The organism is Cnuibacter physcomitrellae (assembly GCF_014640535.1).
Taxonomy (GTDB): Bacteria; Actinomycetota; Actinomycetes; order Actinomycetales; family Microbacteriaceae; genus Cnuibacter; species Cnuibacter physcomitrellae.
On record NZ_BMHD01000002.1, the window covers coordinates 424,114 to 446,311 of the forward strand.

The 22,198-nt window shown below is 70.4% G+C and carries 25 protein-coding genes; 3 read left to right on the forward strand and 22 right to left on the reverse strand.

What is annotated here, in order from left to right; genetic code table 11:
• Window positions 1–7 precede the first annotated feature (7 nt).
• The 5 genes from tsaE to glmS are packed head-to-tail and all read right to left on the reverse strand — an operon-like array spanning window position 8 to window position 5,042.
• Window positions 8–526, reverse strand: coding sequence for a tRNA (adenosine(37)-N6)-threonylcarbamoyltransferase complex ATPase subunit type 1 TsaE (gene tsaE / locus IEX69_RS18900; RefSeq protein WP_308420517.1), 519 nt, complete (start codon window positions 524–526; stop codon window positions 8–10).
• The gene (gene alr / locus IEX69_RS18905; RefSeq protein WP_085018776.1) at window positions 523–1,692 is read right to left on the reverse strand and encodes an alanine racemase; all 1,170 of its coding nucleotides are present in this window, start codon (window positions 1,690–1,692) and stop codon (window positions 523–525) included. The genes tsaE and alr (IEX69_RS18905) overlap by 4 nt, the downstream gene beginning before the upstream one ends.
• The gene (gene alr, locus IEX69_RS18910; RefSeq protein ID WP_085018775.1) at window positions 1,689–2,837 is read right to left on the reverse strand and encodes an alanine racemase; all 1,149 of its coding nucleotides are present in this window, start codon (window positions 2,835–2,837) and stop codon (window positions 1,689–1,691) included. The genes alr (IEX69_RS18905) and alr (IEX69_RS18910) overlap by 4 nt, the downstream gene beginning before the upstream one ends.
• Window positions 2,834–3,190 carry a holo-ACP synthase gene (locus IEX69_RS18915; protein ID WP_085018774.1) on the reverse strand — a complete coding sequence of 119 codons (357 nt, stop codon included), beginning with the start codon at window positions 3,188–3,190 and terminating at the stop codon, window positions 2,834–2,836. The genes alr (IEX69_RS18910) and IEX69_RS18915 overlap by 4 nt, the downstream gene beginning before the upstream one ends.
• 4 nt (window positions 3,191–3,194) lie before the next feature.
• A complete protein-coding gene (glmS, locus tag IEX69_RS18920; protein ID WP_085018773.1) occupies window positions 3,195–5,042 on the reverse strand; it encodes a glutamine--fructose-6-phosphate transaminase (isomerizing) in 1,848 nt (615 codons plus the stop codon).
• A 67-nt stretch (window positions 5,043–5,109) separates the two neighbouring features.
• On the opposite strand from glmS, the gene coaA reads away from it, so the two are divergent.
• Window positions 5,110–6,057, forward strand: a complete 948-nt coding sequence (gene coaA, locus IEX69_RS18925; protein ID WP_085018772.1) for a type I pantothenate kinase — start codon at window positions 5,110–5,112, stop codon at window positions 6,055–6,057.
• Window positions 6,058–6,120: 63 nt separating this feature from the next.
• Here the strand turns inward: coaA and glmM are convergent, their stop codons facing one another.
• From glmM to IEX69_RS18980, 11 genes are all read right to left on the reverse strand, one after another.
• Window positions 6,121–7,482: a phosphoglucosamine mutase gene (glmM, locus tag IEX69_RS18930; RefSeq protein WP_085018771.1), complete on the reverse strand. Its 1,362-nt coding sequence runs from the start codon at window positions 7,480–7,482 to the stop codon at window positions 6,121–6,123.
• A 26-nt stretch (window positions 7,483–7,508) separates the two neighbouring features.
• On the reverse strand, window positions 7,509–7,994 hold the full coding sequence (gene rpsI, locus IEX69_RS18935) for a 30S ribosomal protein S9 (protein ID WP_085018770.1): 486 nt from the start codon (window positions 7,992–7,994) through the stop codon (window positions 7,509–7,511).
• A 40-nt stretch (window positions 7,995–8,034) separates the two neighbouring features.
• Window positions 8,035–8,481, reverse strand: coding sequence for a 50S ribosomal protein L13 (rplM, locus tag IEX69_RS18940; RefSeq protein WP_085018769.1), 447 nt, complete (start codon window positions 8,479–8,481; stop codon window positions 8,035–8,037).
• Window positions 8,482–8,668: 187 nt separating this feature from the next.
• Entirely contained in the window at window positions 8,669–9,526 is an 858-nt protein-coding gene (locus IEX69_RS18945; RefSeq protein ID WP_085021346.1) for a tRNA pseudouridine synthase A, read from the reverse strand.
• 80 nt (window positions 9,527–9,606) lie between these two features.
• Window positions 9,607–10,188, reverse strand: coding sequence for a 50S ribosomal protein L17 (gene rplQ, locus IEX69_RS18950; RefSeq protein ID WP_085018768.1), 582 nt, complete (start codon window positions 10,186–10,188; stop codon window positions 9,607–9,609).
• A 50-nt stretch (window positions 10,189–10,238) separates the two neighbouring features.
• Window positions 10,239–11,228, reverse strand: a complete 990-nt coding sequence (locus IEX69_RS18955) for a DNA-directed RNA polymerase subunit alpha (protein ID WP_085018767.1) — start codon at window positions 11,226–11,228, stop codon at window positions 10,239–10,241.
• 161 nt (window positions 11,229–11,389) lie between these two features.
• Window positions 11,390–11,788, reverse strand: coding sequence for a 30S ribosomal protein S11 (gene rpsK, locus IEX69_RS18960; protein WP_022896808.1), 399 nt, complete (start codon window positions 11,786–11,788; stop codon window positions 11,390–11,392).
• 35 nt (window positions 11,789–11,823) lie between these two features.
• Window positions 11,824–12,201 (reverse strand): 30S ribosomal protein S13, encoded by a 378-nt coding sequence (gene rpsM, locus IEX69_RS18965; RefSeq protein WP_085018766.1) that lies wholly within the window; start codon window positions 12,199–12,201, stop codon window positions 11,824–11,826.
• A gap of 140 nt (window positions 12,202–12,341) precedes the next feature.
• The gene (gene rpmJ / locus IEX69_RS18970; RefSeq protein ID WP_085018765.1) at window positions 12,342–12,458 is read right to left on the reverse strand and encodes a 50S ribosomal protein L36; all 117 of its coding nucleotides are present in this window, start codon (window positions 12,456–12,458) and stop codon (window positions 12,342–12,344) included.
• A gap of 65 nt (window positions 12,459–12,523) precedes the next feature.
• A complete protein-coding gene (infA, locus tag IEX69_RS18975) occupies window positions 12,524–12,745 on the reverse strand; it encodes a translation initiation factor IF-1 (protein ID WP_017885509.1) in 222 nt (73 codons plus the stop codon).
• Between the two features lie 161 nt (window positions 12,746–12,906).
• The gene (locus IEX69_RS18980; protein WP_217348671.1) at window positions 12,907–13,554 is read right to left on the reverse strand and encodes an NAD(P)-dependent oxidoreductase; all 648 of its coding nucleotides are present in this window, start codon (window positions 13,552–13,554) and stop codon (window positions 12,907–12,909) included.
• Between the two features lie 82 nt (window positions 13,555–13,636).
• On the opposite strand from IEX69_RS18980, the gene IEX69_RS18985 reads away from it, so the two are divergent.
• Window positions 13,637–14,503 (forward strand): helix-turn-helix domain-containing protein, encoded by an 867-nt coding sequence (locus IEX69_RS18985; protein WP_085018763.1) that lies wholly within the window; start codon window positions 13,637–13,639, stop codon window positions 14,501–14,503.
• A 24-nt stretch (window positions 14,504–14,527) separates the two neighbouring features.
• Here IEX69_RS18985 and IEX69_RS18990 read toward each other — a convergent pair whose 3' ends face one another.
• The 6 genes from IEX69_RS18990 to IEX69_RS19015 are packed head-to-tail and all read right to left on the reverse strand — an operon-like array spanning window position 14,528 to window position 20,100.
• Window positions 14,528–15,673 carry a mannitol-1-phosphate 5-dehydrogenase gene (locus IEX69_RS18990; RefSeq protein WP_085018762.1) on the reverse strand — a complete coding sequence of 382 codons (1,146 nt, stop codon included), beginning with the start codon at window positions 15,671–15,673 and terminating at the stop codon, window positions 14,528–14,530.
• An 8-nt stretch (window positions 15,674–15,681) separates the two neighbouring features.
• Complete coding sequence (locus tag IEX69_RS18995; RefSeq protein ID WP_085018761.1) at window positions 15,682–16,116, reverse strand: PTS mannitol transporter subunit IIA; 435 nt, start codon at window positions 16,114–16,116, stop codon at window positions 15,682–15,684.
• A gap of 26 nt (window positions 16,117–16,142) precedes the next feature.
• The gene (locus IEX69_RS19000) at window positions 16,143–17,747 is read right to left on the reverse strand and encodes a PTS mannitol transporter subunit IIBC (RefSeq protein WP_085018760.1); all 1,605 of its coding nucleotides are present in this window, start codon (window positions 17,745–17,747) and stop codon (window positions 16,143–16,145) included.
• A gap of 57 nt (window positions 17,748–17,804) precedes the next feature.
• Window positions 17,805–19,481, reverse strand: a complete 1,677-nt coding sequence (gene ptsP / locus IEX69_RS19005) for a phosphoenolpyruvate--protein phosphotransferase (protein WP_085018759.1) — start codon at window positions 19,479–19,481, stop codon at window positions 17,805–17,807.
• Entirely contained in the window at window positions 19,481–19,747 is a 267-nt protein-coding gene (locus tag IEX69_RS19010; protein WP_085018758.1) for an HPr family phosphocarrier protein, read from the reverse strand. The genes ptsP and IEX69_RS19010 overlap by 1 nt, the downstream gene beginning before the upstream one ends.
• Window positions 19,748–19,758: 11 nt before the next feature.
• Window positions 19,759–20,100 (reverse strand): PTS sugar transporter subunit IIB, encoded by a 342-nt coding sequence (locus IEX69_RS19015; RefSeq protein WP_174604403.1) that lies wholly within the window; start codon window positions 20,098–20,100, stop codon window positions 19,759–19,761.
• A 173-nt stretch (window positions 20,101–20,273) separates the two neighbouring features.
• On the opposite strand from IEX69_RS19015, the gene IEX69_RS19020 reads away from it, so the two are divergent.
• Window positions 20,274–22,196 carry a BglG family transcription antiterminator gene (locus tag IEX69_RS19020; protein WP_085018756.1) on the forward strand — a complete coding sequence of 641 codons (1,923 nt, stop codon included), beginning with the start codon at window positions 20,274–20,276 and terminating at the stop codon, window positions 22,194–22,196.
• Window positions 22,197–22,198: the final 2 nt, after the last annotated feature.

Below are 22,198 nucleotides of genomic sequence, written 5' to 3' on the forward strand. Positions count from 1 at the left end.
AGAGGGGTCACAGCCAGCGCGGCCCCACTCGGCGGACGGTGACCGAGCGCGGCTCGATGGGCTCCTCCCCCTCGGAGGCCGACGATCCGAGGACCGGAGCCGCGCCGTGCGGCCGGTCGATGCGCACGGCGAGATACGACTCGGCGAGGGCCTCGATGAGCCCCTCGCCCCACTCCACCACCACGACCGACCGCGCGAAGTCGATGTCGAGGTCGTCGAGCTCGAGCGCGCTGTCGAGACGGTAGGCGTCGACGTGCACGAGCGCGGGACCGTCCCCGAGGTTCGGATGCGTCCTGGCCAGCACGAACGTCGGGCTCGTCACAGGCCCGCGGACGCCGAGCGCCTCCCCGAGACCGCGTGTGAACGTGGTCTTCCCGGCGCCCAGGTCTCCCGAGAGCACCAGGACGTCGCCGGCCCGCAGCATCCGGGCGACAGAGCCACCGAGCGCCTCCATCGCCTCCGGAGTCGCGACCTCGATGACCTCGGCATCGCCCATCCCCGCGCCGGATGACGTCGACCGACTCACGGACGCTCCAGGCGGATCGCCTCGGGCATGCCCTCCGGTCGTGCACCCACGTAGAGCCTGTCGACGCGGGGACCGACCCGGGCGACGATCTCGTCGCCGATGGTCTGTGCGTAGCCGGCCCAGTCCTCCGCGGTGGGCTCGCCGCGGTCACCCTCGCCGAACACCACCACCTCGTCACCGACCGCGACCTCGGCGTCGCCGACGTCGACCACGAACTGGTCCATCGCGATGCGGCCCGCGATCGGGTAGCGGCGTCCGCGGATCCAGACGGTGCCGTGGCCCGTCGCGATGCGCGGGATGCCGTCGGCGTACCCGAGCGGGACGAGCGCGAGCGTGGAGTCGCTGTCGGTCCGGTAGGTCAAGCCGTACGAGACGCCGTGCCCGGCCTCGACGCGCTTGACCGCGGCCACCGGGGCCTTGAGTGTCATCACCGGGCGCAGTCCCAGACCCCGCCCGTCGACGTCGTCGAACGGCGAGATGCCGTAGGCGGCGATGCCGAAGCGCACCAGGTCGAGCCTGGCCTCCGGTTCGCGGATGCCTGCCGAGCTCGCCGCGAGGTGCAGGCGCTCGAAGCGCGCGCCGAGTCCCTCCGCCACCTCGACGGCCGCGCGGAGCCGCTGGAGCGACTCGGCGTCGTCGGCGGGAGACGCGTCGGCGAGGTGCGACCACGCCGCGTGCAGACGGACGACACCCTGGGCGTCGTAGTCGAGCGCGGCGCGGACGAGCCCGGGCCAGTCCTCGGTCGTGGCGCCGTTGCGGCTCAGTCCGGTGTCGATCTTGAGGTGGACGCGAGGCGCCCGCGAGGCGCCCGCCGCGGCGAGGGCGTCGAGCTGCCAGACGCCGGAGATGCCGAGGTCGATGTCGGCCTCCGCCGCCGCCCCGAAGTCGGAGCCCACGTCGTGCATCCAGGCGAAGATCGGCGCGGTGATGCCCGCCTCGCGGAGCGCGAGGGCCGCGGGGATGTCGAGCACGGCGAGCGACCCTGCGCCGGCCTCGAGGGCGGCGTACGCCAGGGGCACCATCCCGTGCCCGTAGGCGTTCGCCTTGACGGCGAGCATGGTCTCGGAGGGCGCCGCGAGCGCCGCGAGCGTCCGTACGTTGTGCCGGAAGGCGTCGAGGTCGATGACAGCGGCGCGACGCGGTGTCGCCCGGTCGTGCCCGGTCATGCGTACTCCCTCACCACACGGCCGCCGAGCCGGGTCACGATCTCGTAGTTGATCGTCGAGGCCGCCTGCGCCCAGTCGAACGCGCTCGGGGCTCCGGTCGCCGGATCGCCGAAGAGGGTCACGAGATCCCCCACCGAGGCCCTGTGGTCGCCGAGGTCGACGACGAACTGGTCCATGGCGATCCTGCCGACGATCCGCCGCTGTCGGCCCCCGACCTCGACCGAGCCGGTGTTCGACAGGTGGCGCGGGATGCCGTCGGCGTAGCCGAGGGGCACGAGGCCCAGCGTGGTGGGCTGCTCGGCGCGGTAGGTGTAGCCGTAGGAGACGCCGGTCCCCGCCTTCACGCGCTTGACCGAGATGAGCCTCGACTCGAGCCTGAGGGCCGGCCGGAGGCCGAGCCGGCGAGGGCTCTCGTCGTCGAACGGCGACAACCCGTACAGCCCGATCCCGATGCGGACGAGGTCGAGTCGCGTCTGCGGCAGCCGCAGCGCCGCCGCCGTCGCGGCGATGTGACGCAGCTGCGGCTCGAGGCCGGCGGCCTGCGCCAGCCCCTCGGCCTCGCGGAAGGCGTCGAGTTGGAGACCGTCCTCGACGGGGTCGGCGTTGGAGAGGTGGCTGAACAGGCCGTCGACGCTCACCCGCCCCTCCAGCTCGAGCTCGCGCGCCCGGTCGAACACGCTCTCCCACTCCCGGCGCGGGATGCCGTTGCGGCCGAGGCCCGTGTCGACCTTGAGGTGCACGGAGGCGGGCCGCGCCCGGGTCGCGGACGCCGCCGCCGCGGCGCGCTCGAGATGGAGCGCGGAGCTGGCTCCGATCGCGATGCCGCGCTCCACCGCCTCGTCGAAGCGCGGATCGGCATCGTGCAGCCAGGCGAGGATCGGCGCGTCGGCGATCTGCGCCCGCACCGCGAGCGCCTCACCGACGTCCGCCGTGCCGAGCCAGGTCGCTCCCGCCTCGAGAGCGGTGCGGGCGACCGGGACGGCGCCGTGCCCGTATCCGTCGGCCTTCACCACGGCCATGATCTGGGCGCCGTCGACGATGCGCGAGATCCGCTCGACGTTCGAGGCCACCGCGCTCAGGTCGACGACCGCGCGTCGGAGCGCGGGGTGTCCGGGGACGGGTCGACCCGCCGTCGTCTCGCTCACGGTGTCGTCTCCGCGACCACGAACGCGCAGGCGGAGCCGCCGTCGTGGCTCATGCTCAGGTGCACCCGCGTGGCGCCCAGCGCCGCGAGCGCCTCGGCCACGCCGCCCGTGAGCTCGAAGCCCGGGTTGCCCTCCGCGTCGGAGACCACCCTCATGTCGTGCCACCGGAAGCCGGTCGAGTGGCCGACGGCCTTGATGAGGGCCTCCTTCGCCGCGAAGCGTCCGGCGAGCGACCGCACGGGACGTCCGCGTTCGCCCTCGGCGAACAGCCGCTCCTCGAGGCGCGGCGTCCGGTCGAGTGACCGCCCGAACCGCGCCACGTCGACGATGTCGACACCCACTCCGACGATCACGGCGTCACTCGACGGTGACCGACTTGGCGAGGTTGCGGGGCTGGTCGACGTCGAGGCCCTTGGCCGTCGCGAGCGACATCGCGAACAGCTGCAGCGGGACGACCGTCAGCAGGGGCTCGAACAGCGGGGCGGCAAGCGGGATGCGGATGACCTCGTCGGCGAACGGCAGCACCGCGACGTCGCCCTCCTCGGCCACCGCGAGCACCCGGGCTCCACGAGCGCGGATCTCCTGGATGTTCGAGACCACCTTCGAGTGCAGCGAACCGGGATCGCGCGGCGAGGGCACCACCACGAAGACCGGCTGTCCGGGCTCGATGAGGGCGATGGGGCCGTGCTTGAGCTCTCCCGCGGCGAAGCCCTCGGCGTGGATGTACGCGAGCTCCTTGAGCTTGAGCGCGCCCTCGAGCGCGATCGGGTAGCCCACGTGCCGGCCGAGGAACAGCACGGCGCGGCTGTCGGACATCCACCGGGCGAGCTGATCGATCTCGTCGGCGGACTCCAGCACCTTCGCGATCTTGTCGGGGACGGCCCGGAGCTCGGCCACGAGCTCGGCGGCTCGGCCCTGCTCGACGGTGCCGCGCAGGCGCGCGAGGTGGAGGCCGAACAGGTACAGCGCGGTGATCTGCGCGACGAACGCCTTCGTCGAGGCGACGGCGACCTCGGGGCCGGCGTGCGTGTAGACGACCGCATCCGACTCGCGGGCGATGGTGGCGCCCTGCGTGTTGCAGATGGAGAGGGTGCGCGCGCCGTTGGCGATCGCGTACTTCACGGCCATCAGCGTGTCCATCGTCTCGCCCGACTGGCTGATCGAGACCACCAGGGTGCGCTCGCTGAGGACGGGGTCGCGGTAGCGGAACTCGTGGGAGAGCTCGACCTCGACGGGGACGCGGGCCCACTTCTCGATCGCGTACTTCCCGACCAGGCCCGAGTAGCTCGCGGTCCCGCAGGCGATGATGATGATGCGGTCGATGTCGGTCAGCACCTCGTCGAGGCCCTCGAGCTCGGGCAGCACGACCTGCTCGTCGACCACGCGGCCGCGGATCGTGTTCGCGACGGCCTCGGGCTGCTCGCTGATCTCCTTGGCCATGAAGCTCGACCATCCGCCCTTCTCGGCGGCGGAGGCGTCCCAGGAGACCTCGAACTCGTGGACCTCGACCGGTCCGCCCTCGAAGTCGGTGACCGTGACCGAGTCGGGGGTGATGACCACGATCTGGTCCTGCCCGATCGCCACCGCGCGGCGGGTGTGCTCCACGAACGCGGCGACGTCGGACCCGAGGAAGTTCTCGCCCTCGCCGAGCCCGATCACGAGCGGGGAGTTGCGGCGCGCGCCCACGACGACACCCGGCTCGTCCTGGTGCACCGCGAGCAGCGTGAAGGCGCCCTCGAGACGCGCGACGACGCGGGCGAGCGCGGCCGCGATGCCGTCGCCCTGCTCGTACTCGCGTCCGAGCAGCTTCGCGGCGACCTCGGTGTCGGTCTCGCTATCGAACGTGCAGCCGGCGTCGACCAGCTCCTGCTTGAGCGAGGCGAAGTTCTCGATGATGCCGTTGTGGATCAGCGCGATCCGTCCGTCGGCGGACAGGTGCGGATGCGCGTTGACGTCGGTCGGGCCGCCGTGGGTCGCCCACCGGGTGTGTCCGATGCCGGTCGTGCCCTCGGGCAGCGGCACCGCGGCGAGGTCGGACTCGAGGACCGCGAGCTTGCCGGCGCGCTTCCTCGTCACCAGCTGCCCGTCGTCGGCGATGACGGCGACGCCCGCCGAGTCGTACCCGCGATATTCGAGGCGACGGAGGCCCCCCAGCAGCACCTCGAGGCTGCTCTTCGGTCCGACGTAACCCACGATGCCACACATGCGGTCGAGCCTATAGCGGCCTCCCCGAGCATCCGCCGGGCGCGCGATCGGGCAGAATGGAGAGCCTATGGGCGAGTCCGTGAACCAGGCCGGCCAGGGGCTCAGTCCGTTCGTGGAGATCGGCAGAGCCCACTGGGCATCCCTGGCTCCGTCGACGCCGCTCCCGCTCCAGGAGACCGAGATCGTCCAGCTGCGCGGACTCGGGAACCCCCTCGACATGCGCGAGGTCTCGGAGGTCTACCTCCCGTTGACGCGCCTGATCAACCTCTACGCCTCCAACGCCCGGGCCCTCTACGACTCGACTCGCGGCTACCTCGGCGAGCACTCGAGCCGCACGCCCTTCGTCATCGGGGTGGCCGGGTCGGTCGCCGTGGGGAAGTCGACCATCGCCCGGCTCCTCCGCGAGCTGCTCGCCCGCTGGTCGGACACACCTCGCGTGGAGCTGATCACGACCGACGGCTTCCTCTATCCCAATGCTGAGCTGCAGCGCCGCGGCATCATGAACCGGAAGGGCTTCCCGGAGTCCTACGACCGGCGGAGCCTGCTGCGCTTCGTCAGCGCCGTGAAGAGCGGCGTCGCCGAGGTGCGCGCGCCGTTCTACTCGCACCTGAGCTACGACATCGTGCCCGAGGCCCAGATCGTCGTGCGCCAGCCCGACATCCTCATCGTCGAGGGGCTCAACGTGCTCCAGCCGCCCCTGCGGGGCAACCTCGCGGTGAGCGACCTGTTCGACTTCTCGATCTACGTGGATGCGCGCACCAGCGACCTCGAGCGCTGGTACGTCAACCGGTTCCTCGACCTCCAGCGCGGCGCGTTCGCGAACCCGTCGTCGTACTTCCACCGGTACGCCAGCCTGAGCGAGGCCGAGGCGAGGGCCACGGCCCGCTCCATCTGGGAGTCGATCAACCTGCCGAACCTGATGGCCAACATCCGGCCCACCCGGTCGCGCGCCACCCTCGTCCTCCGCAAGGAGTCGGACCACACCGTCAAGCACGTCCTGCTTCGCAAGGTGTGACGCCCGACCCGATCCGCCGGGGCGGACGGTGCTTGCCCGCGCCCCGAGGAGCGGACACGCGCCTCAGGAGCGCTCGACGCCCGTCGAGAGCCGCTGACGCACCACCTCGGCCAGCTCGCCGGCGACGCGGTCGGCGGTCGACTGGTCGCCCGCCTCCACCATCACGCGGACGAGCGGCTCGGTCCCGGAAGGGCGCAGCAGCACGCGGCCGGTGTCGCCGAGGTCGGCGGTGGCCTCGGCGACCGCCCGCGCGAGCACGGCATCGGTCGCCACGCCGTCGCGGTCGACCCCGCGCACGTTCACCAGCGTCTGCGGGTACACCTTCATCACCGACGCGAGCTCCGCGAGCGACGACCCCGTCTGAGCCATGCGGCTCACCAGCTGCAGACCGGTGAGGATCCCGTCGCCGGTCGTGGCGTGATCGGCGAAGATGATGTGCCCCGACTGCTCGCCGCCGAGGCTGTAGGCGCCCTCGTTGATGGCCTCGAGCACGTAGCGATCGCCCACCTTGGTCTCGAGCATCGAGATCCCGTGCTCGGCCATGGCGCGCTTCAGCCCGAGGTTGCTCATCACCGTCGCCACCAGGGTGCGCTCCCGGAGGAGACCGCGCTGATCGAGCGCCACGGCGAGGATCGCCATGATCTGGTCGCCGTCGACGACGGCGCCCGTGGCGTCGACCGCGAGGCAGCGATCGGCGTCGCCGTCGTGCGCGATGCCGACGTCGGCTCCCGCGGCGACCACGGCGGCCGCGAGCTCCTCGAGGTGCGTCGATCCCACCCCGTCGTTGATGTTCATCCCGTCGGGGTCGTTCCCGATCACGGTGACCGTCGCACCGGCGACGGCGAACGCCTCGGGAGACACCCCCGCGGCCGCTCCGTGGGCGCAGTCGAGCACGACGTGGATGCCGTCGAGCCGGTGCGGCAGCGTCCCTAGGAGGTGGACCACGTAGCGGTCCTCGGCGTCGGCGAAGCGGCGGATGCGCCCCACCTCGCCACCCAGCGGGGCGAGGGGCGGAAGCTCGAGCGCGGCCTCGATCTGCTCCTCGACCTCGTCCGGGAGCTTCTTCCCTCCAGAGGCGAAGAACTTGATGCCGTTGTCGGGCGCGGGGTTGTGCGACGCCGAGACGACGACGCCGAAGTCCGCATCGATGTCGGCGATCAGATACGCCGCCGCGGGCGTGGGGAGCACGCCCGCGTCGAGCACGTCGACGCCGGAAGCGGCGAAGCCCGCCGCGACGGCGGCGGCGATGAAGTCACCCGACTGGCGTGGATCACGTGCGACGACCGCGACAGGACGACGGCCGATCTCGCGGGCTGGGGAACCCAGCACGCGTGCACCCGCTTGGGCGACGCGCAGTGCGAGATCGGCCGTGACGTCCTGGTTCGCGAGTCCACGGACACCGTCGGTGCCGAAGAGGCGAGCCATAGGCTACAGCGTAGACCGAGCGCGGATCAGCGCTTGGAGAACTGCGAGGCCTTGCGCGCCTTCTTGAGACCGGCCTTCTTGCGCTCGATGACGCGGGCGTCGCGCGTGAGGAAGCCCGCCTTCTTCAGGGTGGGGCGGTTGTTCTCGCGGTCGATCTCGTTCAGCGCACGGGCGATGGCGAGACGCAGCGCGCCGGCCTGACCCGAGGGGCCGCCACCGGAGATGCTGGCGGTCACGTCGTACGAGCCGATGAGGTCGAGCACCTTGAACGGGTCGGTGATCAGCTGCTGGTGCAGCTTGTTCGGGAAGTAGTCCTCGAACGCGCGGCCGTTGATGGTGAGGGTGCCCGAGCCGGGGACGAGGCGCACGCGAGCGATGGCCTCCTTGCGGCGGCCGACGGCCGCGCCCGACACGTTCAGGACGGCGCGGGGGGCGCGGGGCGCCTCCTCGGCCGGGGTCTCGGTGCTGTAGCTCTCAGGAGCCACGTCGATCTGGTCTGCGATCTTCGCCACGGTGATTCAGTCCTTAAGTCTTGTGTCTAGGGGCCTGGCGCTACTGGGCGACCTGGTCGAGGGTGTAGGGCGTGGGCTGCTGAGCAGCGTGCGGGTGCTCCGGGCCGGTGTAGACCTTGAGCTTGCGGAACTGGTCGCGACCGAGGGACGTCTTCGGCAGCATGCCGCGGATGGCCTTCTCGACGGCGCGGGCCGGGTTCTTCTCGAGCAGCTCGGTGTAGGAGACCGCCTTGAGGCCGCCCGGGTAGCCCGAGTGACGGTAGGCGAGCTTCTTCTCCGCCTTGGAGCCGGTCAGGACGACCTTGTCGGCGTTGACGATGATGACGAAGTCGCCGGTGTCGACGTGAGGCGTGAAGGTCGCCTTGTTCTTCCCGCGGAGGATGGCGGCCGCGTGGCTCGCCAGACGGCCGAGGACGACGTCGGTGGCGTCGATCACGACCCAGCCGCGCGTGATCTCGCCGGCCTTGGGGGTGTAGGTGCGCGTCACAGTAGTGCTGCTTTCTGTTCGAGTGAGGGGTTCGTGAATCCCGCTCCGGTGGAGATTGCCCTCGGATCGAGGGGAACCGTCCGGTGGAGGGCTCAACTACGGATGCGCGCCGGGCGCACACCAAAGATCAAGAGTACGCGATCGGTGGGATCCGGTCAAACGGCGGGCGACCGGCACCGCGACCCGATCAGTCGAGCTCGCGCCGCGCTCGCGTCTGCTCGGCGCGGCGGGCCAGCTCGTCCGCTGCCGGGTATCCGACCTCCGTGAGCGTGAGCCCCTTCGCGGGCATCACGAGGAACGCACTGGTGCGCATCCGGTCGTCGCGGAGCTCGACGAGCCGCTCCCCCGTCAGCGAGCCGTCGCCGACGGCCACCGCCGCCCCGACGAGCGCCCGCACCATGCTGTGGCAGAACGCGTCGGCCTGGAGGCGGGCGATCAGCACACCCCGGTCGTCGCGAAGCCAGCCGTACTCCTGGAGCGTGCGGATGGTCGTGGCCCCCTCGCGCGGCTTGCAGAACGTGGCGTAGTCGTGGAGCCCGAGGAGGGCCCGCGCGGCGCTGTCCATCGCGTCCACGTCGAGGCGCGTGGGATGCCGCACCGTGCGGCGCCGCTCCAGCGGGTCGCGAGGGGTGTCCGCATCCGCCACCCGGAACTCGTAGCGGCGCCAGACCGCGGAGAACCGCGCGTCGAACCCCGCCGGGGCCATGGTGCTCCCGAGGACGACGACGTCGGAGTCGGCTCCGAGCACGCCGTTCATCCGCGCGGCGAGCTTCGACGCCAGTGCGTCCGGGCTCGCGTCGACGTCGTGGCGTCGACGGAGGCTGCCGAGCTGGTCGGCGGTGAGATCCACATGGGCCACCTGCCCGCTCGCGTGCACACCCGCATCCGTCCGCCCCGCCACCGTGAGCAGCGGGGCCGGCTCGTGCCGCCGGAACAGCGTGGCGAGCACCGACTCGAGCACACCCTGCACGGTACGGAGCGTGGGCTGCCTGGCCCACCCGCTGAAGTCGGTCCCCTCGTACGCGATGTCGAGCCTCACGCGCATCGAGTCCATCCCGTCAGTCTAGGAAACGACGAACGCCCCGCATCCACGTCCGGATGCGGGGCGTTCGTGAGCGAGCGAGACTACTTGGTCTCGTCGGCCTTCTCGTCGGCGGCCTCGGCCGGAGCCTCGGTCTCGTCGGCGGTGGTCTCCTCGGCGGCAGGCGCCTCGGCGGCCTCGGTCTCCTCCGCCTCGGGGGCGGTGGTGTCCTCGGCGGCGGTCTCCTCGGCGGGGGCCTCCTCGACCGGGGCGGCCGAAGCCGCTGCGGCCTTCGAGCGCGCCGGCTTCGACGCGTTCTTCTTCACGACCGGCTCGAGCACGAGCTCGATCTGCGCCATGGGGGCGTTGTCGCCCTTGCGGAAGCCGAGCTTGGTGATGCGGGTGTAGCCGCCCTCACGCTCGGCGACCAGCGGAGCGATCTCGGTGAAGAGCTCGTGGACGACGTTCTTGTCGCCGATCACGGCGAGGACACGACGACGGGCGTGCAGATCGCCACGCTTGGCGAAGGTGATGAGGCGCTCGGCCAGCGGACGCAGGCGCTTGGCCTTCGTCTCGGTGGTCTTGATGCTCTTGTGCGTGAACAGCGCGGCAGCGAGGTTCGCGAGGAGCAGGCGCTCGTGCGCCGGTCCGCCTCCGAGGCGGGGTCCCTTGGTCGGCTTGGGCATTGATCTCTCTCCAGGTTTTACGTCAGTGAAAAGCTCGGTCGAACGTCAGATCAGACGTTCTCGTCGTCGTATCCGCCGTAGAAGTGCGCGCCGTCGAAGCCGGGCACGCTGTCCTTCAGCGACAGGCCGAGCTCGACGAGCTTGTCCTTCACCTCGTCGACCGACTTCTGACCGAAGTTGCGGATGTTCATCAGCTGCGTCTCGGAGAGGGCGACCAGCTCGGAGACCGTGTTGATGCCCTCGCGCTTGAGGCAGTTGTAGGAGCGGACCGAGAGGTCGAGGTCCTCGATCGGCACCGACAGCTCGCTGGAGAGCACGGCGTCGACCGGCGCGGGGCCGATCTCGATGCCCTCGGCCGCGGTGTTGAGCTCGCGGGCGAGACCGAACAGCTCGACGAGCGTGCGACCCGCCGAGGCGATCGCGTCGCGCGGCGTGATGGCCGGCTTGGTCTCGACGTCGACCACGAGGCGGTCGAAGTCGGTGCGCTCACCGGCACGGGTCGCCTCGACGCGGTAGGTCACCTTGAGGACGGGCGAGTAGATCGAGTCGATCGGGATCTGGCCCGCCTCGGAGAACTCGCTGCGGTTCTGGGTGGCCGACACGTAGCCGCGGCCGCGCTCGATGATGAGCTCGAGCTCGAACTTGGCCTTGTCGTTGAGGGTCGCGATCACGAGGTCGGGGTTGTGGATCTCCACGCCCGCCGGAGCCGAGATGTCGGCCGCGGTGACCTCACCCGACGCGTGCTTGCGCAGGTAGGCGGTGATGGGCTCGTCGTGCTCGCTCGAGACCACCAGCTGCTTGATGTTCAGGATGATCTCGGTGACGTCCTCCTTGACACCGGGGATCGTCGAGAACTCGTGGAGCACGCCGTCGATGCGGATGCTCGTCACGGCGGCGCCGGGGATCGACGACAGGAGGGTGCGACGGAGCGAGTTGCCGAGGGTGTAGCCGAAGCCGGGCTCGAGCGGCTCGATGACGAAGCGCGAGCGGAACTCCGAGATGTTCTCCTCGGTGAGGGTGGGGCGCTGTGCGATGAGCACTGTGTATTCCTTTCGGCCAAGCGTCCGCTATATGACGCTTTGCGATACAACCGGGTGGCTGGCCCGATCGAAGTATGGAGTTGTCGGGGAGAGGCGGAGGTTCTCGCGAGACGCGAGCGGCCCGCCGGATGCGCAGGGCACCCGGCGGGCTGGACGACAACTCAGACGCGGCGGCGCTTCGGCGGACGGCAGCCGTTGTGGGCCTGCGGCGTCACGTCGTTGATCGAGCCCACCTCGAGGCCGGCGGCCTGGAGCGAGCGGATCGCGGTCTCGCGGCCCGAACCCGGGCCCTTGACGAACACGTCGACCTTCTTCATGCCGTGCTCCTGCGCCTGGCGCGCGGCCGACTCGGCAGCGAGCTGAGCAGCAAACGGGGTCGACTTGCGGGAGCCCTTGAAGCCCACGCCGCCGGACGACGCCCAGCTGATGACCGCACCGGTGGTGTCGGTGATCGAGACGATCGTGTTGTTGAACGTCGACTTGATGTGGGCCTGGCCCACGGCGACGTTCTTCTTCTCCTTCTTGCGCGGCTTGCGGACAGCCGACTTGGGGGTAGCCATGTAGTGGTCTCCTCAGATCCTGTGGTGTCGGCGGCTCAGCGGCCGGCCTTCTTCTTGCCGGCGACGGTGCGCTTCGGGCCCTTGCGGGTGCGAGCGTTGGTCTTGGTGCGCTGACCGCGGACCGGGAGGCCCTTGCGATGGCGGATGCCCTCGTACGATCCGATCTCGACCTTGCGGCGGATGTCGGCGGCGACCTCGCGGCGAAGGTCACCCTCCACCTTGAAGTTGCCCTCGATGTGGTCGCGGAGGGCGACGAGCTGGTCGTCGGTGAGGTCCTTCACGCGGATGTCTCCGCTGATGCCGGTCTCCTCGAGAGTCTTCAGCGCGCGGGTGCGGCCGACTCCGTAGATGTAGGTGAGTGCGACTTCCACGCGCTTCTCGCGGGGGATGTCGACGCCTGCCAGACGTGCCATGACGGCATTCTCCTCATGATGAGTGGGAGGTGTGGAGCAGTCCCTGTGCCCCGGCCTCCCACCGGAGGAGTCGGTCCGCGCTGGCGCGGACCTCTCGGGACTGCTGGTTCGTGTTCAGTTGTGGATGCTGCGGTAGGGGCTCAGCCCTGGCGCTGCTTGTGACGCGGGTTGCTCTTGCAGATCACCATGACGCGTCCGTTGCGACGGATCACGCGGCAGTGCTCGCACATGGGCTTGACGCTGGGGTTGACCTTCATGATTCTTCTTCTCTCGCTGTCCTCGTACTCCGCGCGGGCGGAGCCGTTACTTTCCGGCCCCAGGCCTACTTGTAGCGGTAGACGATCCGGCCACGGGTCAGGTCGTACGGGCTCAGCTCCACGATCACACGGTCCTCGGGGAGGATGCGGATGTAGTGCTGCCGCATCTTGCCGGAGATGTGTGCGAGGACCTTGTGTCCGTTGGTGAGCTCCACCCGGAACATCGCGTTCGGGAGAGCCTCGAGGACTGAGCCCTCGATCTCGATGACGCCGTCTTTCTTGGCCATAGCCTCACTGTCGCTGTTGTAGTCTGTGCTGGTCTTGCGAGTGTCCGGACGCGATTCGCGCAGGCGCGAACGCCCGAAAACACCAAACATCGAGCTTACGTTAAACGCCTTCGCGGCGCAAGGAGCGCTTTACTCCATCACGCCGCGAAGTGCAATGCCGCTCAGTGGCCGACGGTGAACCTCCGGCCGGTGTGCTTCGGCTCCACGATCTCGTCGACGAACGCGAGGGCGAAGTCGGTGCCGGAGATCTCCGACGAGCCGTCCTCCTTCGTGACGAGCACGTCGCCGTTCGTGCGGTACTCGCCGGTGGTCTCGCCCGGGGCGAACGAGCCGTAGAGCGCGGCGGGGCTGACGTAGAACCACTCCAGATCGCCGCCGTTCGCCTGCAGCCACTGGAGCACCTCGGCGTGGCTGGACGCCTCGGGCTTCCACGCGTCGAGGAACTCCGCGGTGTCGAGGAGGCGCGGTCCGCCCTCCGCGACGAACGAGCTGCCGGCGCCGCCGACGACGCCGAGGCGCGCTCCGCCCTGCTTCGCCGCACCGGCGATCGCGGGCGTGAGGGGCAGGAGCACGGGCGCGTTGTCGCCGTCGACGGCGTGGATGGCGATCACGACGACGTCGTGGTCGGCGGCGACCCGCTCGAGCAGAGCCTGGTCGGCGATGTCGCCCGTCAGGTACTGGACCCCCTCGATCGGCTCTGCGGGCTCGTGCCGCGACACCGAGGTCACCTCGATCCCCCGGCTCAGCGCCTCGCGCGCGATGTTGCTCCCGGTGTAGCCGGTGCCTCCGATGATGGCGATGCTCGTCACGGTCGTCCTTCTCTCTCTAGCTTGACCGCATCCGATTCTTCTCCCCGGGAAGAGGATCCGCGCGGTCGCGGTTGGACAGGACATGGTGGATTCGGGACACTCCCTCATCGAGCGCATCGCCTACTCGCCGCGCTCCGGCCGCGAGTACGAGGTGGAGGCGAGCCCGATCTCCGCGATGCGGGCCGCGCTCGACCCGACTCGGTTCCGGGCGCCTCAGCGCGTGGAGTTCCACCTCCTCCTCGTGGTCGCCTCCGGGGCGTCGACGCACATGCTCGACTTCACCGAGCACGAGCTGGGCCCGCGCACCGTCCTCTGGGCCCGGCCCGGTCAGGTGCAGCGCTGGGGCGACCTCAGCGACCTCGATGCCACCGCCGTGATCTTCCCCGCCGGCGTGGTCGACCCGGCGACGGATGCGCTGGCGTCGGTCGAGCAGCCCTCCGGCCCCCGCTTCTGGCGGCTCGACGACGCGGCCTGGGCAGACGTCTCGGCCCTGGTGAGCGTGCTGCGCACCTCGCACGAGGCGGTCGGCGGCTGCATCCGCAGCGAGGCCAGGCGCGCCGCCTCCCGCCACGCGCTCGAGGCGCTCCTGCTTCGCCTGGCCGGCACCACCACGACTCAACCGGTGTCGGCCGGGTCCGAGGCCTACCTCGCGTTCCGCGACGCCGTCGAGCGCGACTTCGCGGTGGAGCACAACGTGGCCGGCTACGCCTCGCGCCTGGGCTACTCGGTGCGCACGCTCTCCCGGGCGACCCGCACGGCCACCGGCGCGAGCCCGAAGGAGGTGGTCGACCAACGCATCCTCCTGGAGGCCAAGCGCCTCCTCGCCCACACGGAGCTGCCCGTCGCCCGCGTCGGCGCCTCCCTCGGGTTCAGCGACCCGTCGAACTTCACCGCCTGGTTCACCACCCGCGAGCGCCTCTCCCCCGCCGCCTTCCGCGCCTCCCTCTGACCGCCGCCCAGGCCGCGGCCGAGGTCAGCGGGCGGACTGGACGGCGGCGACGGTGGAGACGACGTGGGGGAAGAGGGGGTGGGACTCCTCGAGGCCCGTGACCTGCGCCGTGAACTCCTCGGCCGAGAGCGTCCCGAGCAGGGTCGCGAGCTCGGCGCTCTGCGGGTCGGACGCCGGGTCGAAGCGGAGGGCGTCGGCGACCGCCGTGAGCAGCGCCGTGAACGGCAGGCCGCGTTCCGCCAGCTCGGCCGCGGGGCCGATGAACCGCTCGTGGCGGCTGAGCTTCCGGAGCGGCTGCCGGCCGACGCGCTCGGGGGTGTCGGTCAGGTAGGGGTTGGCGAAGCGGATGAGGTTCTTCTCGAGGTACGCCTCCTGCGTCGCGGGGTCGAACTCGTGCTTGGCCACGAGCAGAGCCTTCGTCTCCTGCAGCACGCCCTTCACCGCCGCGAACACCGACGGCACCGCCAGCGCCTCCGAGAGGGTGGACGCCCCTTCGACCCAGGCCGCGTAGGCCAGCGTGGCGTGGCCCGTGTTCACGGTGAAGAGCTTCCGCTCGATGTAGGGCGCGAGGTCGGGCACGAAGTGGGCGTCGGGGATGTCGGGCACCGCCGCATCGAACGGCCCCGACTCGATCGCCCACTCGAAGAAGTCCTCCACCGTGACGTCGAGTCCGGCATCCGGCGCCTGGTTCGGCACGATGCGATCGACCGCCGTGTTGGCGAACACCGCGCGCGAGAGGGCGGACACGTCGGGCACCAGGGCCGACGTGATCTCCGCCTTCAGCGCATCCGTGGCGTTGATGGCGTTCTCGCACGCCATCACCGTCACGGGCGGGAGCGCGGACGATCGCGCGGCGAGACCCCGCGCGATCACCGGGGCGATGAAGCGGAGCACCGTCGGACCCACGGCGCACGTCACGACGTCGGCGGTCGCGATCTCGGCGACCACCGCCTCCTCGTGGGTGGCGCTGTTGATCGCACGGAAGCCGGTGACGGTCTCGGTGGATCCCTGCTCGCCCACCTCGTGCACGACGTAGCTGTCGGCCGCCGCGAGGGCGTCGATGAGCGACGCGTTCACGTCGGCGAACACCACCTCGTATCCCGCCCGGTGGAGGATCAGCCCGACGAATCCGCGGCCGATGTTGCCGGCGCCGAAGTGCACCGCTTTCATGCGTTCTCCTAGTCGTTGATGTCACCGAGGAGGTCGAGGACCTCCTCGGGGGTCGAGGCGGCGACGAGCTTGGCCACGTCGTCCTCCTCGCTGAACACGATCGCGATCTTGGTGAGGATCTCGAGGTGCCCGTTCTCCTTGCCGGCGATGCCGACGACGAAGCGCACCTCCTCGCCGCCCCAGTCGATCGGCTCGTCGTACCGCACGAACGAGAGCGCGGACTCCAGGATCGTGTCCTTGCCCTCGTTCGTGCCGTGCGGGATGGCGAGGAGGTTCCCCATGTAGGTCGACACGGTGTTCTCGCGCTGGAGCATGTAGTCCAGGTACTCCGGGGTGACGGCTCCGGCCTCCGTGAGGATGGCCGCCGCCTCGGCGATGGCGCCGTCGCGGTCGGTGGCCGTGCCACCGAGCCGGATCTGCGAGAGCTCGAGTACGTTCGCCATGGGGATCTCCTTCTCCTTCGTACGCGCTAGGCCTGCGCGTTCTGCTCTCTCAGTTTGTCGACCACTTCGTCATAACGGGGAGAGTTCATGAAGTTGTCGACGGAGACGTGCTCGGCGCTCGGCGTCCTCTCCTGCGCGCGCGGGGTGAGCTCACGCTGCGTGATGACCAGGTCGACGTCGTCGTCGAGGTTCGCGATCGCCTTGTTGACGACCGTGACCCCCTCGATGCCCGCCTTCTTGATCTTGTTCCGCAGCACCGACGCGCCCATGGCGCTCGAGCCCATGCCGGCGTCGCAGGCGAACACGATGTTGCGGATGGGACGGGTGTCGGTGAGCAGCGAGGTCTCCTCGGCCACGGCCTCGGCGTCGCCCGCGGGGACGCCCTCGGCGCGCAGGTTGCCGAGCACGCTCGACTCCTTGCCCTTGTTCGCCTCGGTCTGCGCGATCGCCGCGGACAGGTCGCCCGCGTTCTCGTTGAGCAGGTCGCGCTTGCGGCTCGCCCGCAGGATGACCGCGGTGACGAGGAACGACACGGCGGCGGCGCAGATCACCGAGAGGATGACGCCGATGTAGCTGTCGGGCGCGGTCTGCAGCAGCACCGCGAAGATGCTGCCCGGCGAGGCCGGGGCGCGCAGGCCCGAGTTGAACAGCACGTTGACGGCCACGCCGGTCGCGCCACCGGCGATCGCCGCCAGGATCGTGATCGGCTTCGACAGCACGTACGGGAAGTAGATCTCGTGGATGCCGCCGAAGAACTGGATGATGATCGCGCCGGGCGCGCTGGCCTTGGCCAGGCCGATCCCGAAGATCGAGAACGCGAGCAGGATGCCCAGGCCCGGACCGGGGTTGGCCTCGATGAGGAACAGGATCGACTTGCCCTGCTCCGCCACCTGCTGCACGCCGAGCGGGGTGAAGACACCGTGGTTGATCGCGTTGTTGAGGAAGAGGACCTTGCCGGGCTCGACCAGGATCGACGCCAGCGGCAGCAGGCCGATGCTGATCAGCCAGTTCACGCCGGCCTCGAGAGCCTTCGAGAGGAACTCGACCACCGGGGCGATGCCGAAGAACCCGGCAAGGGCCAGCAGGAAGCCGAGGATGCCCGCCGAGAAGTTGTCGACCAGCATCTCGAAGCCGGGACGGATCTTGCCGGCCCAGATCTTGTCGATCTGCTTGATCAGCCAGGCGCCGAGCGGACCCATGATCATCGCGCCGATGAACATCGGGATGCTCGCGCCGACGATGACGCCCATGGTCGCGATGGTCCCGACCACACCGCCTCGCGCGCCGTAGACCATGCGGCCACCGGTGTTCGCGATGAGGAGGGGCAGGAGGTAGGTGATCATCGGGCTGACGAGTCCGACGTACTGCGGGAACGTGGTCCCGTCGTCGGCCTGCGCGAGCGCCGTCGCCGCACCCTGCCAGCCGATCAGGTCGGCGTTGCCGAAGCCGCCGAGGATGCCGTTGGGCAGCCATCCGGTCGCGATGAAGAACGAGGTGATGAGACCCCACGCGATGAACGCGGGGATGTTCGGCATGACCATGCCGGAGAGGAACGTGCCGAATCGCTGGACGCGCACGCGCGCGCCGCCGCCCTTCTGGGCGCCTGCCTGGGGTGGTGACGTCGTTGTCATGACGAGTGCTCCGTTTCTGGTGTGTGGTGTGGTGCGATCACAGGTGGGAAGGGTGGATCAGGTTCCGGCGGCAGCCGAGGTGACGGCCGCTCGCGCTTCCACCGCGCTCGACTCGGAGAGCGCGAGAGCGGCGAAGCGGCGGGCTTCGTCGAGGGTGTGACGGGCGAGCTCGCTGCGCACGTCGGCCAGGGCCGCCGGCGACATCGAGAGGGTGGTCGCGCCGAGTCCGACGAGGACCACGGCGAGCAGCGGATCCGCGGCCGCCTCACCGCAGATGCCGACGGGCTTGCCGAGCTCGGCTCCCGCTCGGCCGACCTCGCCGACGAGCTTCAGCACCGCCGGGTGCCAGGGGTCCTGGAACGAGGCGACGGAGCCGAGGAGCCGATCTGCGGCGAGGGTGTACTGGGTGAGGTCGTTGGTGCCGATCGAGGCGAAGTCCGCCACCGCGAGGATGCGGTCCGCCAGCAGCGCAGAGGACGGCACCTCGACCATCACGCCGGCCGTCTTCAGACCCAGCTCGCGCGCGAGCTGCGTGAAGTAGCGGGTCTCCTCGACCGTGGAGACCATGGGGGCCATGACCCACAGGTCGGCCTCCGTCGCCGCATCCGCGGCCGCGAGCGCGGTCAGCTGATCACGCAGCACGGACTCGTTGGCACGGAGGGCGCGCAGACCGCGGAGTCCGAGCGCCGGGTTCTCCTCGGCGGAGTCGTTGAGGAAGCTCAGCGGCTTGTCCGCGCCGGCGTCGAGCGCGCGGACCACGACCTTCCGGCCGGGGAACGCCTCGAGGAGGGCGGTGTACTGCGCGGTCTGGTCGGCGACGCTCGGAGCGGTCTCGGCGTCGAGGAAGAGGAACTCGGTGCGGAACAGGCCCACACCCTCGGCTCCCTTCGCCACCGCGTCGGCGGCGCCCTTCGACGATCCGAGGTTCGCCAGCAGGGGGACGGCGGTGCCGTCGGCGAGCGCGCCGGGACCGACCGGCGCCGATGCGGCAGCACGATCCGCGGCCGCGCGGTCGACGGCCGACGCACGCTCGTCGTCCGACGGGGAGAGGGTCACACGACCGGTCGCCGCGTCGACGATCACCTCGGTGCCGTCGGCGAGCGAGAGGGCGCCCGCCACTCCCACGACGGCGATGATCGCCTTCTCGCGGGCCAGGATCGCGGTGTGCGACGTCGGCCCTCCCTCGCTCGTGACGAGCGCCAGGACCTTCTCCAGGTCGAGCAGCGCGGTGTCGGCCGGCGCCAGATCGCGCGCGACGAGGACGAACGGCGTGTCCGACTCGGGGACCCCGGGGGCGGGGACGCCGCGGAGGTGTGCGACCACCCGCTGCGACACGTCGTCGAGATCCGTCGCCCGTTCCCCCATGTACCCGCCCATGCTCACGAGCAGGTCACGGAACGCGGCGAAGGCGTCGAAGACGGCACGCTCGGCGGTCGAGCCTCCGTCGATGCGGGCGGCGACGTCGTCGGCGAGCGTCGGATCCTCGGCCATGAAGGCCTGCGCCTCGAGCACGTCCTTCGCCGATCCGCCGGCGCGCTCGCCCCGGTGGCGGATGACGGCCGCGGTCGCGGCGAGCGACGCGCGCGCCCGCTCCTTCTCCGCATCCGGGCCGAGGGTCGACGGCGTCGCCTCGGGCTCGGGGAGCGGGTCGGGCATGCGCAGCACGGTCCCGACGGCGATGCCGCGTCCGATCCCGGTGCCCGTCAGCGTCGACGTCACCTCGTCGCCCGACATCACTCCGCGTCCATGTCCGTCTCGAGCAGCGCCGCGAGCTCGTCGAGCACCGCGTCCGCGTCCGCGGCGTCGGAGGTGAGGGTCAGGGTGTCGCCGTGCTCGACGCCGAGCGAGATCACGCCCAGGATGCTGGCCGCGTTCACCGACTTCTCCCCCTTGGAGAGCTGGACGGGGATGCCGGACTTCGCCACGGTCTGGGTGAAGATCGTCGCCGGGCGAGCGTGAAGTCCGTGGGTCGAGGCGATCTCGACGGTGCGTTCTGCCATGGGGGTCTCCTTCAGTGGTGCTCGGCTTCGAGCGGGTGGTGTCGGCGGCCGGCGAGCAGCTCGCCGAGCAGGTCGGTGGCGGCTGCGGCTCCGTCGGGGCCGAACGCATCGGCGGGCAGCAGCCCGGCGGGGGTGTCCGCCTCGGCGGCCCGCTGCTCGAGCTCGCTGAACCGGTCCGCCAGGTGCGGACCCACGAGCAGCGCGTCCGTCGCGGGCAGTCGTTCGTCGAGGTCCTGCACCGTGCCCGCCTCAACGACGAGATCGAGTCCGCGCTCACGAGCGACGGCCCGGATGCGCAGGGCGAGGAACGTGCTCGACGCTCCTGCACCGCAGACGATCAGGACCCGTTCCACGCACACCTCCTCGAGTGCATCCGACGATCCATCCTGCGTCCGCGTCCACCTCCGCTTCCAGCAGCGTTGCTTCCGCCCCCTAGGAAGGCGGAGCTCCCCCCATGGAGGGGCAGTGGTCCGCGGATGCGGGGTACGCTGGCACAGCAAGACGGCCCTGACCCGTCACCAGCGACATGAGCGAGCGATACGAACGTCTACTCGACTACCTCGCGGGCGCCGACGACTGGGTGACCGCGGGGGAGCTCGCCGACCGCCTGGGCGTCACGACCCGCAGCGTCCGCAGCTACGTGACGAGCGTCAAGCAGGCCGCGATGCCGCTCGAGGTGATCGCCTCCTCGACGAGCGGGTACCGGCTCAACCGGGATGCCTACGCGGAGTTCCTGAGCGCCGTCCGCTCCTCCTCGAAGGCGCCGGGCAGTCCTCGCGACCGCGTGCACGCCATCATCCGAGATCTGGGCGAGTCGATCGACGGCGTCGACGTGTTTGACCTCGCCTCCGCCATGTACGTCAGCGAGTCGACCGTGGAGGCCGATCTCCGGAAGGTCAAGATGCTCGCCGAGGACGCCGGTCTCGAGCTCGCCCGGCGCGGCAGCCGCGTGCGGCTCGAGGGGAGCGAGCTCGGCAGGAGACGCCTCCTCAGCCGCATCTTCCGCGACCAGAGCGCGCAGGGCTTCCTCGATCTCGACTACATCCAGCGCGAGTTCGGCTTCCCCGCGCTGGGCCGCTTCAAGGACGACCTGGTGGAGCGGCTCGGCGCCACCGGCTACTTCGTCAACGAGTACTCGATCAACAACGTGCTCCTGCACGTCGCGATCGCCGTCGATCGGGTCTCGAAGGACCGGTCGATCGAGTCGGCGGACCCCTCCCCCGCCCCCGGTGGACCGCCCGAGGTGGAACGACTCCTCGAGCAGCTGGTCGCCGAGCACTTCAGCGTGCGTCTGGGCGTCCGGGAGCTCGGGTACCTGGCGATCCTGCTGACCACGAGGGTGCTGACCCCCGGGCACGACGAGCCGACCGAGGACGTGGCCGCGGCCTACCTCCGCGACGACGATCTCGCGGCCCTGCGCTCGATCGTCGCCCTGGCCAGCGACGAGTACCTCGTCGACCTCCGCGACGAGGACTTCCTCGTCCGCCTGGGGCTGCACGTCCGCAACCTGGTGGCGCGCGGGCACGAGAGCGCCCACACCCGCAACCCCATGACGAGGTCGATCAAGAGCTCGTACCCGATGATCTACGAGCTCGCCGTGTTCATCGCCAGCCAGATCCAGCGGCGCGAGGGCATCCCGATCAACGACGACGAGATCGCCTACATCGCGCTGCACGTGGGGTCGCACCTGGAGCGGCAGAGCCGGCGCGAGGAGCGGATCACGTGCGCCATCGTGAGCCCGACCTACTACGACCTCCACGAGCGGCTGCGTGAACGCGTCGAGGCGGTGTTCGGCGACGACCTCCAGGTCGACATCACCATCACCCGCACCGATGTCGACTGGTCGGCGCTGTCGTCCGACATCGTGATCACGACGCTCCCGGTCCAGGGCGCCCGCGACACCGTCGTCACCGTGCAGCCGTTCCTCACCGACGGCGACGTCGAGGCCATCCGGCGAGCCATCGCCGCGGTCCGCCGCCATCGGCGACGGATGCAGCTGAAGGACGAGCTGCTCCAGTACTTCGACGAGCGCCTGTTCTTCCGGGATCTCCAGGCACCGGACGAGCCCACGATGATCCGGCGCCTCGGATCCGCGATGGTCGAGCTCGGCATCATCGACGACGAGTACGTCGAGCAGGCGATCGAGCGCGAGGCGATGTCCTCCACCGCGTTCACCGACACCATCGCCGTCCCGCACGCGATGACGATGAGCGCCTCCCACACCGCGCTCGCCATCGTCGTGAACGAGACGCCCATGCAGTGGGGCGGCAACCGGGTCACCGTGATCGCCCTCATCGCGTTCAGCGCGGAGGGTCGCCGAGCCTTCCAGGTGGTCTTCGACCAGCTCGTCGAGGTGTTCTCCGACCGGGACGTCGTGCAGCGCATCATCCGACGCGGCACCACGTTCCCCGCGTTCATCGACGAGCTCGTCCGGGTCATGGACGAGTGACG

Excerpts from the sequence above, each read along its gene's own strand:
- rpsM (WP_085018766.1), bottom strand. The coding sequence starts at position 12,201 with ATGGCACGTCTGGCAGGCGTCGACATCCCCCGCGAGAAGCGCGTGGAA.
- IEX69_RS18945 (WP_085021346.1), bottom strand. The coding sequence starts at position 9,526 with ATGCGCGTGAGGCTCGACATCGCGTACGAGGGGACCGACTTCAGCGGG.
- IEX69_RS18985 (WP_085018763.1), top strand. The coding sequence starts at position 13,637 with ATGGTGGATTCGGGACACTCCCTCATCGAGCGCATCGCCTACTCGCCG.
- IEX69_RS19000 (WP_085018760.1), bottom strand. The coding sequence starts at position 17,747 with ATGACAACGACGTCACCACCCCAGGCAGGCGCCCAGAAGGGCGGCGGC.
- IEX69_RS19010 (WP_085018758.1), bottom strand. The coding sequence starts at position 19,747 with ATGGCAGAACGCACCGTCGAGATCGCCTCGACCCACGGACTTCACGCT.
- rplQ (WP_085018768.1), bottom strand. The coding sequence starts at position 10,188 with ATGCCCAAGCCGACCAAGGGACCCCGCCTCGGAGGCGGACCGGCGCAC.
- IEX69_RS18995 (WP_085018761.1), bottom strand. The coding sequence starts at position 16,116 with ATGGCGAACGTACTCGAGCTCTCGCAGATCCGGCTCGGTGGCACGGCC.
- rpsK (WP_022896808.1), bottom strand. The coding sequence starts at position 11,788 with ATGGCTACCCCCAAGTCGGCTGTCCGCAAGCCGCGCAAGAAGGAGAAG.
- glmM (WP_085018771.1), bottom strand. The coding sequence starts at position 7,482 with ATGGCTCGCCTCTTCGGCACCGACGGTGTCCGTGGACTCGCGAACCAG.
- rpmJ (WP_085018765.1), bottom strand. The coding sequence starts at position 12,458 with ATGAAGGTCAACCCCAGCGTCAAGCCCATGTGCGAGCACTGCCGCGTG.
- ptsP (WP_085018759.1), bottom strand. The coding sequence starts at position 19,481 with ATGTCGGGCGACGAGGTGACGTCGACGCTGACGGGCACCGGGATCGGA.
- alr (WP_085018776.1), bottom strand. The coding sequence starts at position 1,692 with ATGACCGGGCACGACCGGGCGACACCGCGTCGCGCCGCTGTCATCGAC.
- IEX69_RS18990 (WP_085018762.1), bottom strand. The coding sequence starts at position 15,673 with ATGAAAGCGGTGCACTTCGGCGCCGGCAACATCGGCCGCGGATTCGTC.
- coaA (WP_085018772.1), top strand. The coding sequence starts at position 5,110 with ATGGGCGAGTCCGTGAACCAGGCCGGCCAGGGGCTCAGTCCGTTCGTG.
- glmS (WP_085018773.1), bottom strand. The coding sequence starts at position 5,042 with ATGTGTGGCATCGTGGGTTACGTCGGACCGAAGAGCAGCCTCGAGGTG.
- IEX69_RS19020 (WP_085018756.1), top strand. The coding sequence starts at position 20,274 with ATGAGCGAGCGATACGAACGTCTACTCGACTACCTCGCGGGCGCCGAC.
- infA (WP_017885509.1), bottom strand. The coding sequence starts at position 12,745 with ATGGCCAAGAAAGACGGCGTCATCGAGATCGAGGGCTCAGTCCTCGAG.